Raw genomic sequence first — 11,846 nt, forward strand, 5'->3', positions numbered from 1 at the left:
ACCGAGCTATCCCAAAATAGTGCGGAAACACATATTGAGGAAAATTCGTAATAAAACGCTTTACAAATGCTAATGATAAGGATTATCATCCGTATTGTCCTTCAGCGGTAAGAGGTTTTCCGCTTGAAGGGACGACATTGCTCACATTGCTTCCAGTATTTTTTTACTAGCCAGCTCGGGTGCTGGCTTTTTTTTATCTATTATTTATCTCTTCAATTATTCATTCGCACTAATACCATGTTTTTTAATCAACCCACGTAATTGGTCATAGCTTAATGATAATTTTTTAGCCGCTAATTTTTGGTTATAGCGGCTTGCTTTTAATGCGTGTTCTACTATCTCTTTTTCAGTCTCACTCTGCCAATGGCGTAAATCTAAAGGTAGCTTAGGAAGTATAATGTGATTTGAGTTAGGCTCTTTTTTCGTGATAGGCGTTATTACAGTTGATGATTTCAATCTTGCAAAGGGATCAATAATAATATTATCAAGTTCACTATCACTTGTGCCATGGCGATAAACAGAGCGTTCAACGACATTTTTAAGCTCACGAATATTGCCAGGCCATGAATAATCTAATAATACTTGCTGAGCCTCTTCACTAAATCCTGGAAAAAATGCAAGACCTAATTCTTGACACATTGCGATAGCAAAGTTTTCAGCTAATAACATAATATCAGCAGGGCGTTCTCTTAAAGGTGGGATTTTAATAACATCAAATGCGAGCCTATCTAGCAAATCAGCTCTAAACTTACCTTCTTCAGCCATAGTAGGTAAATCGGCATTGGTTGCGCAGATAAGTCTTACATCAACATGAAGTGATTGACTACCACCAACACGCTCTAAATGGCCATACTCAATAACTCTTAGTAATTTTTCTTGCACTAACATAGGTGCTGTTGCAAGTTCATCGAGAAATAAAGACCCCCCATCAGCGCGCTCAAAGCGACCTTGATGGCGATTTTTAGCACCAGTAAATGCACCAGCTTCATGGCCAAAAAGCTCAGAATCTAGCAAGTTTTCATTAAGCGCAGAACAATTAATAGAAATAAAAGGCCCTTGCCACCAAGGCGAAAGATAGTGCAATCGATGTGCAATCAGCTCTTTACCTGTCCCTCGTTCACCAATAATTAAGACAGGCTTTTTCAATTGAGCAAGAGCAGATGTTTGCTCTAATACATCAATAAATTGGCTATCTATTCCGATTATATTTTCTGTATTTTCATTCATTGGTTAAATTCACCATATTGAGGTATTTTTTACTATTCTAGCAGTGGGTCGAAAAATATACTAATTTAATAAATCTTTATTTATTAGTATGTTATGGTAATTGAAAAAGTTGGCACGTAAATTGTATTAACTACAGTAGACAGCGTTATTAAAAGTGACGCAATTAATGAAACAATTAAACAATACTATTTATCATAGCTATTAAGGATGACAACATGGGTATATTTTCACGTTTTGCCGACATTATTAACGCCAATATCGCTTCTTTATTAGATAAAGCGGAAGATCCTGAAAAAATGATCCGTTTGATGATCCAAGAAATGGAAGACATGCTAGTCGAAATTCGTACGACATCAGCACGTACTCTAGCGGAAAAAAGAGGCTTAGAACGTCGTATCGAACAAGCCGAAAAACAGATAAAAGATTGGCAAGATAAAGCTGAGCTTGCTTTAGTTAAAGAAAAAGAAGATTTAGCGAGAGCTGCTTTGATAGAGAAGCAACGTGTAGCATCAGTCTGTGACACATTAAAGCACGAATTAATTATTATTGATGAAACCTTAGAACGTCTAAAAGGTGAAATTAATGAATTAGAAAATAAACTGACAGAAACGCGTGCAAAACAACAATCTTTAGTTGTTCGTCATCAAGCCGCTAACTCATCACGTCAAGTACGTCGTCAGTTAGATAGTGGAAAAATGGACGCAGCAATGGCGCGTTTCGAACAATTTGAACGCCGTATTGACCATATGGAAGGTGAAGCACAAAGCTACGGATTAGGAAAAGAAAAGTCATTAGAGCAACAGTTTGCTGAATTAAAAGCGGATGACGAAATTAGCGCGCAATTAGCTGCATTAAAAGCTAAAATTAATACTAATAAAGAGTAACAGCAAACGTAATAACTACCTTATAAAGGATATGTAATGGGCTATATATTTCTGGGAATACCACTGACGATTTTTATCTTATTTGTTCTGCCTATTTGGCTGTGGTTACACTATAGCGGTAAAAAAGGTGTGAGTAATGGTCAGCTAACCCAACAAGAAATGCAGCGACTGAGCGCGCTGGTAGATAAAGCTCAGCAAATGCAAGAACGCATCAAAACCTTAGAATCAATACTTGATGCAGAACATCCTAACTGGAGGCAATCATAGTGTCGATGCAAAATAAACAACTGTATCGTATGCCACAAGAGGGCATGATCCGTGGTGTATGCGCTGGGCTTGCCCATTACTTTAATATTCCTGTTCTGCTTGTCAGAGTTATTGCGGTAATTGCTCTTTTTGCTGGTTTTTTTGGTTTTACTCTTGTTGCTTATTTTATTTTAAGTTTCTTTATGGAGCCCGCTCCTGATAACTATTTACAAAATTATGAACAACAAGAAGATTTAAAAGAGATTTTAAGTAGCGTTGATAACCAGTTGATCCGAGAAGAAAAACGTTTACAACAAATTGAACGTTATATCACATCTTCAACTTATCAGTTAAATAAACGCTTTCGAGATCTGTAACTTTTTTGATATTTCATCTGATAACACGCTCCATTCTTGGGGCGTCTTTCTTTAAAACGCATATTAATTCTATGCACGAACATTTAAAAATCAGATGTTATTGAGGAGAATGCAATGAAAAATACTCCCGCTGTAGTAACCTTAAAAACAAATAATCTCACCCAAATTGCCAAAAAAGGGTTAACATTCGGCTTTATGCTATTCACTTTATTAGGACCTGCCGCTATAACGGGAGGTATTTTAAAACGTATAAGCAGTAAGCCTTTACGTTGGTTGGTTCTATTGATAGCTGAGCCTATTATCAAGGCGGGTGTAAATAAGCTATCGCGTCACGTGTCTTGGGAGAAACATGAAACGCCTACAAAATGAATTAACTGCTTTTATTAACCGCGGAATAGATAGGCATCTGCGTCTCGCTGTAACAGGATTAAGCCGTAGCGGTAAAACGGCTTTTATTACTTCATTGGTTAATCAATTAATCAATATTCACAGTGGGGCGCGCTTGCCTTTATTTTCAGCTGCACGTAATAAACAATTATTGGGCATAAAACGGATTCCTCAGCACCATTTAAATATTCCTCGTTTTACCTATGACGAATCTATGGCATCGCTTTACCACATGCCACCACAGTGGCCCCAGCCAACTAAAGGTGTCAGTGAAATTCGCCTACAGCTTCGTTATCGCTCTAATGAATCACTAAGTCGCTTTATTAAAGATACTTCATCACTTTATTTAGAAATTGTCGATTATCCAGGTGAATGGCTATTAGATTTACCTATGTTAGAGCAGGACTATTTTGCATGGTCTGAGCAAATGAATGCTATTAATCGGCAACGAATAACGCCTGAACAACAATGGCAAATGCTCGTTAAAAAATGCGATCCTTTTGCGCCTGTTGATGAAACATTATTAGCAGATATAGCAGCTGCATATACAGAATATTTATTAGCCTGTAAGAAAGAAGGGCTTCATTTTATTCAACCAGGTCGTTTTGTATTACCTGGCGAATTAGAAGGTGCGCCAGTATTGCAGTTTTTTCCATGGCCGAATTTATCATCAAGCGATTTCGCCAAATTTAAAAATGCAGATAAACGTTCAAATATTGGCGTGTTAAAACAACGTTATGAATATTATGGACAACATGTTGTTAAAGGATTTTATCGGGATCATTTTCAAGGGTTTGATAGACAAATCGTTCTTGTGGATTGCTTACAGCCTCTCAATCAAGGCGCCGAAGTCTTTAATGATATGCGACAAGCATTGACACAATTAATGCACAGTTTTCATTATGGTAAAAGAACACTATTGAGACGTTTATTTTCACCTTGTATTGATAAACTCTTATTTGCTGCAACAAAGGCTGATCATATTACTGCTGACCAACATGAAAATTTAGTGTCACTACTTCAGCAAATTATTCAAGAAGCGAAACAAAATGCGATATTTGAAGGTATTAGTATTGATTGTATGGGGCTTGCTTCTATTTGTGCGACTGAAAGTGGAATAGTCGACAGCCATGGCGAAAAAATTCCTGCTTTAAAAGGTTATCGTTTATCAGATAATAAACCATTAGTCTATTTTCCTGGAGAAGTGCCTAAACGATTACCAAAAGCAGATTTTTGGCAAAAACAAGGTTTTAGTTTTGAGTCATTCAGACCACAACAAATTTCAAGAGACAATGCGATACCTCATATACGAATGGATAGTGTAATGGAATTTTTGTTAGGGGATAAACTAAAATGAGTGAACCCATTAAATCGAGAATCGATTTTAATGAAACGCTATATAGTGACAACGTCACCTATAACAATAATGAAGAAATTAGCGTTAAAAAAAGTATCGACTTTAACGAAGATGAGCAGTTTATTGCATATAACCCACAACTTGATGAAGTAGAGATTGAAGGGCGTATAGAAAACGAAGTACAAACAATTTTAAAACCGAAAAAAAGCTTATGGAAAAGTTTATTAAAAACAGCTACAGCAATATTAGGTGTTAGTGTTATCGCTCAGACTGGACAATGGATTTATGATTCTTGGATAAATTCTGATTGGATAGCTTTGGGGGCTGCTAGTGCTGGTGGATTAATTGTCATTGCGGGATTTGGCTCAGTAATCACAGAATGGCGTCGTATTTATCGTTTACGACAACGAGCTGATGAACGGGATGAAGCAAAAGAGCTACTCTATAGTCATGGAATCGGCAAAGGAAAATCATTTTGTGATAACTTAGCTAAACAAGCGGGTATTATGCCACAACATCCTGCTTTTATTCATTGGCAAACTACGCTACATGATACTCATAATGACAAAGAAGTTTTAGAACTTTATAGCCAATTAGTTCAACCTATTTTAGATAAACAGGCAAGAGCCGAAATAAGTCGTTCAGCTGCAGAATCTACACTTATGATTGCAGTGAGTCCGTTAGCTATGGTTGATATGGCTTTTATCGGCTGGCGTAATATTCGTTTGATTAATGAGATTGCACAAATTTATGGTATCGAGTTAGGATATTACAGTCGATTAAAACTATTTCGCTTAGTGCTAGTTAATATTGCTTTTGCAGGTGCAACAGAGCTTGTGAGGGAAGTGGGTATGGATTGGCTTTCACAAGATATCGCAGCACGCTTGTCAACAAGGGCGGCTCAAGGTATTGGTGCTGGATTACTAACGGCAAGGTTAGGCATAAAAGCGATGGAACTTTGTAGGCCATTACCCTGGATTGATGGTGATAAACCAAAATTAGGCGATTTTAGAAAAGAACTTATAGGTCAATTAAAAAATACACTAAATAGAAAGAGAAAAGAATAATAAAAAATTTCAAAAAATAGTCATAGATATTACCTATGGCTATTTTTTTAATGACGAAAAAAACAATAAAATTATATAAAACAAACTAATTTATGAAAATAGAATTTATTTTTAAGTGGGTAATTAATATTATTAAATAATAAAAAAGTTTATTTAGATATAAATTATCGACTTAACCCTTAGAGAATCAATAAAATAAGGTATTGTAAAAAATATAATAATTCCAATTTATTATTTAAAAAAACAAAAAATTAATAAAAATTGTTTTTTGATAGAAATGTATATTAATTTTAGTATGATAAATAGTATCAAACACAGCATAAGCATACTACTTTAATTATATATACTTCAAGTGGGAAAATTAGTTTAATTTTACTTTATAAAAATGTTTTATTTACATTCTAACGGTAAGATTATAAAAATACTTTTATACTTATCTATAATTAGGTATATGAATTATTAATAATAAAGGAAAGCATACCATGAAAAAAATAGAGGTGAAAGCGATAAAAAAATTAACTAAACAAAGACGTAAACTCTATGTTTGTTCCACTTTTAATCAGCAAAATTTGGTAAATCATCTAGGTGCTTTTATTCCTATTTTAAATGAGACTATTGCTGAAATTAAAAAAAATCAGCAAAATTATCAACAAAATCACGCGAAGCAATTACTAATCAGAGAAACATCACAATTATTTGTATGCTTGACTGATAAAGAAAAGAAAGAAGCTGCAATCAATTCATTAGATTACCTTTTATTCTGTTTTGAAAATGGGTGTAAAACAATTAAAAGTGTCATTAGACAAGAAATGATGCCATTAATAAAAAAAATCGAACATCTTATTGATTTTGAGCTAAAAAAAGTAATTAAACCTTTAAAGTTCACTTTTTGGAGATAAATAAAATTATAATTTATTTTTGTGTATAATTTGAAAGCTAATTCATTTGTGCAAAAATAAATGCTAGTAGTGTCAACCTTTGCTGACAAGACTCTTTATTTAGTTGATATTTATGTATAATATCTAAAATTAGTTCAGGGTCACCAGTATTAAGAAGGTTGAAAATGCGTTTAGAAGTCACTTGTGAAGATCGCATCGGGTTAACCCGTGAATTATTAGATCTGCTTGTTTTAAAAAATATCGACTTACGAGGAATAGAAATATTACCTATCGGCTTAATATATTTGAATTTTTCACAAATAGATTTCGATATATTCCAGCCATTAATGGCAGAGATAAGACGAATTAATGGAGTTACAGATGTACGTACTGTTACATTTATGCCTTCAGAACAAGAACACAAGGCAATGTGGACTTTGCTTGAGTCTGTTCCAGTTCCCGTCTTTTCTATTAATATCAAAGGCCATATTAAACTATTAAATCCAGCGACACGCCACCTTTTTGATATACCGGTGGATGATAACAGCGAAAAATCATTTAACCAATTAATTCCTAATTTTAATATTTATCGTTGGTTAGAACAAAAAGATCCTCATGCTGAAATAATTCCACTCACATTTAAAAAACAAAAATTTGATATGGAAATTGTGCCTATCAAATTAGTCGATGATGAACAATATTATCATTGTGTGGGTGCGTTCGTTTTATTGAAATACAGTGATATATTGCATGAGCATGCATCTTTAATTACTCATGATGATAGTGGATTTAATCAAATTATTGCTGTTAGCGCTATAATGAAACAAATTGTTGAGCAAGCAAAGAAAATGTCAAAAATGGATGCACCATTATTGCTTGTGGGTGATACGGGTACGGGTAAAGATATTTTTGCTAAAGCCTGTCATTTACTCAGTAATCGCTCAAGATATCCATTCCTTGGTCTAAATTGTGCTTCTTTACCTGATGATGTTGTTGAAAATGAATTATTTGGTTATGCAGCGGGTGCTTATCCTAATGCAATTGAAGGCAAAAAAGGATTTTTTGAACAAGCGAATAATGGCACCGTTTTACTGGATGAAATTGGTGAAATGTCACCACAAATGCAAATTAAATTATTACGTTTCTTAAACGATGGTACCTTTCGTCGAGTCGGTGAAGAGCATGAAGTTAAGGTTGATATTCGAATTATTTGTGCCACTCAAAAGAATCTATGGGAATTAGTACAAAAAGGTTTATTTAGAGAAGATCTTTATTATCGATTAAATGTATTAACATTAACATTGCCACCATTGTGTGATAGAAAGGCAGATATAATGCCATTAGTTACTTATTTTGTTAGCCAATATTGCAATGAACAGAAAGTGACAAAACCACTTTTCTCACCGGAATTATCATCCTATTTAGCACAGTATACCTGGCCTGGTAATATAAGACAGCTTCGCAATACAATATATCAAGCAATGGCACAACTAACAGGTAATACTTTACGTGTGCAAGATATTACACTACCAGAACAGAAAGCAGAAACGCTGTTTGATGAAGAGCTTTTAGAAGGTTCTTTGGATGAAATGACAAAACGTTTTGAGGCTTCTATTTTAGCTCGTTTATATCGTGATTATCCTAGTACTCGTAAATTAGCTAAACGTTTAGGAATATCACATACAGCGATTGCAAATAAGTTGAGAGAGTATAATTTAACCAATAAGAAAAACGAGGACAGCGAAAGCTAATCTTGTTCATACTGATAAAAAACGGGCATTAGGCCCGTTTTTATTTCAATATTATTATTATTTTAGCGCTTTTAATGCACCATCATAATTAGGCTCTGTTGTTATTTCATCAACTAGCTGAGTATAAATAACATTATCATTTTCATCTAAAACGATAACTGCACGGCTAGCAAGACCCGCTAATGGGCCTGATGTTATCGCAACACCATAATCTTCTTTGAATTGAGCACCACGCATTGTAGATAGTGTAACAACATTATCTAAACCTTCAGCACCACAAAAACGTGCTTGAGCAAAAGGTAAATCAGCAGAAATACACAAAACAACAGTATTATCCAATTCATTAGCGACTTTGTTAAACTGGCGAACACTTGCTGCACAAACACCAGTATCAACACTTGGGAAAATATTTAGCACTTTGCGCTTACCCGCAAATTTAGCTAATGAAACATCATTAAGATCTTTATCTACTAAAGAAAACGCAGGTGCTTTTTCGCCAACAGTCAGAAATTTTCCACCTAGGGTGATTGGATTTCCTTGTAATGTGACTTGATGTGCCATTGTAGTTCTCCTCTATTTGTTATCAGACTAACTATTATTTGTACTAAATGATTAATCATTCATTTTGTTCAACGTTTAATCATTATTAAATTTTATGGCTATTTTTAAGTGTTTCAGTAAAAAAGCAAAATTTCATAAAATAATTGCAATCTGTGATTGTGCCTTTCTTTTAGGCTCTTATAATTATTATGTTTATTCTCTTATAGATTACAGGACGAAACAGACATGCGCAAAACATTCGTTATATCATGTGCACTTGTCGTTCAAGGCTTATTCATAGCGCAACCTTATGCTGCAGTGATACCTCAAGGAACGATACTCGATAAAAAACAAGAAGTTGTTCGGCATTTAAAAGATGAGCCAGCCTCATTAGATCCCATCAAAGCTGTAGGTTTAACAGAAGCGCAGGTGCAAAGAGATTTATTTGAAGGATTAACGATTGAAGATGCCCATGGGCGTCCTATTCCTGGTGTCGCAGAGTCTTGGAATACAGAGGATAATCGTGTTTGGGTATTTACGTTACGCGATAATGCAAAATGGTCAAATGGTGACGCTGTCACGGCAGACGATTTTGTTTATAGCTGGCAACGATTAGTTGATCCTAAAAATTTATCGCCTTTTGCATGGTATGCTTCATTAGCATCTATTGAAAATGCGCAAAAAATCATTGATGGAAAATTAAAACCAAGTGCATTAGGTATTGAAGTCATTAATCAAAAAACATTGAAAATAACGTTAGAGCGGCCTGTTTCATTTTTTCCAAGTTTAACAACCAATTTTTCATTATATCCGGTGCCTAAGCATATTGTTGAAAAGTATGGTGTAAATTGGGTTAATGTTGATAATTTAGTAGGTAATGGGGCATTTAAATTATCTGAACGCGTTGTTAATGAAAAAATTGTATTAACGCCAAATCCTTATTATTGGGATCATAAAAATACAATTTTAACGAAGGTGACGTTTGTACCTATTAATCATGAATCTCAAGCAACAAAACGTTATTTAGCCAATGATATTGATATTACAGAGTCATTCCCTAAAAATCTGTATAAGAAGCTAATGAAAGAGATACCCAATGAAGTCTATATACCCGAGCAATTAGGTACTTATTATTATGCTTTTAATACACAATCAGGCCCAACAAAAGATTTACGAGTACGCAAAGCGTTGGCGATGGCAATAGATAGAAAAATTATTACACAAAAAGTATTAGGAACAGGTGAAAAACCAGCAAATCGTTTTACACCTGATGTGACGGCAAATTTTACGCCTGAGCTTACGCTGTATGATGAATATAGCCAAGATGAGCTTGATGGGCAGGCTAAAATATTATTATCAGCAGCAGGTTATGGGCCTCATAATCCCTTAAAGTTATCACTTTTATATAATAACTCTGAAAATCACCAAAAAATAGCCATTGCGGTAGCTTCAATGTGGAAAAAGAAATTAGGTGTAAAAGTTGAACTACGAAATCAGGAATGGAAAACATATATAGATAGCCGTAATTCAGGACATTTTGACGTTATCCGCGCATCTTGGATTGGTGACTATAATGAACCATCAACATTTCTTTCATTGTTGGGGTCTAAGCATGCTGGAAATATTTCTAAATATCAAAATTCACAATATGATGAAATATTAGCACAATCAGCAATGGCATTAGAGAGTAATGAAAGAAATCGACTTTATAATCGAGCTGAGCAAATGATTGCTGAAGATGCGCCTATTGCACCCATTTATCAATATACTAATGGAAGATTAATCAAGCCTTGGCTTAAGGGCTATCCTATTGAAAATCCTGAAGATGTCGCCTACAGCCATATGCTTTATATTATCAAACATTGACGGCTAATTTATAGATGTAGCACTACATTAAAAAATATAATAGGGCACTCAATGTAAATTGAGTGTTTTTTTATTTAAGTATGAAAATGCTAAAAAAGAACCCCTTTAAAAAGGGGGGTAGCAAATGATGCCTATAAGGGGGCTTATTATTTCTGTTCTAAAGGTATCGCTTAATGGTGACATTTGCATCTTTTTTGTTGTATCAAACTGTTACATGCATTAATAAAATATATATATAAAAAAAATCCCTCTGTTATGAAAACAGAAGGAGACTCAAAAGGAATAAACATTGCAAAAATAATGTTAATGTAATTTAACAACATTGTTTTGACTAATTGTGCAGTGCTGAAAAAATTAGTCTGTTTTTATCGTATATTTGGTTCTTTTTGTTAAGTATTTTAATATCTATTGTTTCTAAAAAATAAATAGATATAAGGCGATGAGATTTCTCTCTCTATTAAGTAGTTTTAATGATTATACTAGACTTTTATTTAAATTATTAAAAACGATAACCAATAGACAACTGTAAACTATTCAATTCAATATGACGTCGTTGTACTGTAGTATTTGAATAAAAATAGCCCAAGTTAACAGCAATATTTTTTAGCGGATTAAAATCAATACCGACTTGACCTAGCATATTGGTACTTTCAATAAAAGTAGAATCTGTTGTATTTATTTCTGGATGATAAATACTTTCTTTATAGTTGATTTTTTTGGGACCTGCTTGTATAAACAGTGATAAATAAGGTGTAACTCTGTAGGTGGGTCCAATTAATAAAGCGGTTATTTTACTTTTTTGATTATGAATAGACAGTGTTTTAAAACGTGATTCATCAATAAATTGTTTAAAATCTGATTTCATATAAAGTATAGAGGCCAATAGCCCCCATTTTTCTTCAGGTTCGTAACGATAGCTAATAATAACTCCATTAGCTTTATTTTCTTTGATTTTGCCGTAGATATAGCCACTATAAAAAGTGTGAGTATTTTCAAAAGCAGAAAGTGTAGAAGGGCAAGTAAGGATAAAACACATAGCAATAATGGATTTTTTCATTGTAGATTTCTAGTTTATTTAAGGTGAAATCATTTTTATCAAACACAGTGTTTATTTCAATATGAATTAATTAAAATCACTCTTAAAAATACTTAGCTGACTTATTTTTGTCTATAAATAAAAAGTTTATTGTTTATTTTATAAGTTAATAAATGTGTAAAAAAAATAAAAATTATTGTTTATTTTAAATAATAGCTCATACTTTTTAT

12 protein-coding genes are annotated in these 11,846 nt (G+C 33.7%); 9 read left to right on the forward strand and 3 right to left on the reverse strand.

The features are described from left to right. Window positions 1-216: 216 nt before the first annotated feature. On the reverse strand, window positions 217-1,227 hold the full coding sequence (gene pspF / locus M983_RS15940; protein ID WP_066753272.1) for a phage shock protein operon transcriptional activator: 1,011 nt from the start codon (window positions 1,225-1,227) through the stop codon (window positions 217-219). A gap of 215 nt (window positions 1,228-1,442) precedes the next feature. Between pspF and pspA the strand changes: the two genes are divergently transcribed. The 8 genes from pspA to tyrR all read left to right on the forward strand — a co-directional run bounded on the left by pspA (window position 1,443) and on the right by tyrR (window position 8,174). Next, entirely contained in the window at window positions 1,443-2,111 is a 669-nt protein-coding gene (gene pspA, locus M983_RS15945; RefSeq protein ID WP_066753275.1) for a phage shock protein PspA, read from the forward strand. Window positions 2,112-2,147: 36 nt separating this feature from the next. Then, window positions 2,148-2,378 (forward strand): envelope stress response membrane protein PspB, encoded by a 231-nt coding sequence (gene pspB, locus M983_RS15950; RefSeq protein WP_066753284.1) that lies wholly within the window; start codon window positions 2,148-2,150, stop codon window positions 2,376-2,378. A 5-nt stretch (window positions 2,379-2,383) separates the two neighbouring features. Then, entirely contained in the window at window positions 2,384-2,734 is a 351-nt protein-coding gene (pspC, locus tag M983_RS15955) for an envelope stress response membrane protein PspC (protein WP_066753287.1), read from the forward strand. Between the two features lie 114 nt (window positions 2,735-2,848). Beyond that, window positions 2,849-3,103: a peptide permease gene (locus M983_RS15960; protein WP_066753290.1), complete on the forward strand. Its 255-nt coding sequence runs from the start codon at window positions 2,849-2,851 to the stop codon at window positions 3,101-3,103. After that, complete coding sequence (locus M983_RS15965; RefSeq protein WP_066753296.1) at window positions 3,084-4,478, forward strand: YcjX family GTP-binding protein; 1,395 nt, start codon at window positions 3,084-3,086, stop codon at window positions 4,476-4,478. The genes M983_RS15960 and M983_RS15965 overlap by 20 nt, the downstream gene beginning before the upstream one ends. After that, window positions 4,475-5,545, forward strand: coding sequence for a YcjF family protein (locus tag M983_RS15970; RefSeq protein WP_066753299.1), 1,071 nt, complete (start codon window positions 4,475-4,477; stop codon window positions 5,543-5,545). Before M983_RS15965 ends, M983_RS15970 begins: the two co-directional genes overlap by 4 nt. 482 nt (window positions 5,546-6,027) lie before the next feature. Further along, entirely contained in the window at window positions 6,028-6,444 is a 417-nt protein-coding gene (locus M983_RS15975; protein WP_083954621.1) for a hypothetical protein, read from the forward strand. A 164-nt stretch (window positions 6,445-6,608) separates the two neighbouring features. Continuing rightward, entirely contained in the window at window positions 6,609-8,174 is a 1,566-nt protein-coding gene (gene tyrR, locus M983_RS15980) for a transcriptional regulator TyrR (protein WP_066753302.1), read from the forward strand. A 57-nt stretch (window positions 8,175-8,231) separates the two neighbouring features. On the opposite strand, the gene tpx is transcribed toward tyrR, so the two are convergent. Beyond that, entirely contained in the window at window positions 8,232-8,735 is a 504-nt protein-coding gene (gene tpx, locus M983_RS15985) for a thiol peroxidase (RefSeq protein WP_066753305.1), read from the reverse strand. 225 nt (window positions 8,736-8,960) lie between these two features. Between tpx and M983_RS15990 the strand changes: the two genes are divergently transcribed. Then, window positions 8,961-10,580 carry a peptide ABC transporter substrate-binding protein gene (locus M983_RS15990; protein ID WP_066753309.1) on the forward strand — a complete coding sequence of 540 codons (1,620 nt, stop codon included), beginning with the start codon at window positions 8,961-8,963 and terminating at the stop codon, window positions 10,578-10,580. Between the two features lie 499 nt (window positions 10,581-11,079). On the opposite strand, the gene M983_RS15995 is transcribed toward M983_RS15990, so the two are convergent. After that, entirely contained in the window at window positions 11,080-11,637 is a 558-nt protein-coding gene (locus M983_RS15995; RefSeq protein ID WP_066753312.1) for an Ail/Lom family outer membrane beta-barrel protein, read from the reverse strand. Window positions 11,638-11,846: the final 209 nt, after the last annotated feature.

Origin of the sequence: Proteus myxofaciens ATCC 19692, assembly GCF_001654855.1 — a bacterium.
Taxonomy (GTDB): Bacteria; Pseudomonadota; Gammaproteobacteria; order Enterobacterales; family Enterobacteriaceae; genus Proteus; species Proteus myxofaciens.

Coding starts and splice junctions, on each gene's coding strand:
- pspF (WP_066753272.1), bottom strand. CDS start 1,227: ATGAATGAAAATACAGAAAATATAATCGGAATAGATAGCCAATTTATT.
- pspA (WP_066753275.1), top strand. CDS start 1,443: ATGGGTATATTTTCACGTTTTGCCGACATTATTAACGCCAATATCGCT.
- pspB (WP_066753284.1), top strand. CDS start 2,148: ATGGGCTATATATTTCTGGGAATACCACTGACGATTTTTATCTTATTT.
- pspC (WP_066753287.1), top strand. CDS start 2,384: ATGCAAAATAAACAACTGTATCGTATGCCACAAGAGGGCATGATCCGT.
- M983_RS15960 (WP_066753290.1), top strand. CDS start 2,849: ATGAAAAATACTCCCGCTGTAGTAACCTTAAAAACAAATAATCTCACC.
- M983_RS15965 (WP_066753296.1), top strand. CDS start 3,084: ATGAAACGCCTACAAAATGAATTAACTGCTTTTATTAACCGCGGAATA.
- M983_RS15970 (WP_066753299.1), top strand. CDS start 4,475: ATGAGTGAACCCATTAAATCGAGAATCGATTTTAATGAAACGCTATAT.
- M983_RS15975 (WP_083954621.1), top strand. CDS start 6,028: ATGAAAAAAATAGAGGTGAAAGCGATAAAAAAATTAACTAAACAAAGA.
- tyrR (WP_066753302.1), top strand. CDS start 6,609: ATGCGTTTAGAAGTCACTTGTGAAGATCGCATCGGGTTAACCCGTGAA.
- tpx (WP_066753305.1), bottom strand. CDS start 8,735: ATGGCACATCAAGTCACATTACAAGGAAATCCAATCACCCTAGGTGGA.
- M983_RS15990 (WP_066753309.1), top strand. CDS start 8,961: ATGCGCAAAACATTCGTTATATCATGTGCACTTGTCGTTCAAGGCTTA.
- M983_RS15995 (WP_066753312.1), bottom strand. CDS start 11,637: ATGAAAAAATCCATTATTGCTATGTGTTTTATCCTTACTTGCCCTTCT.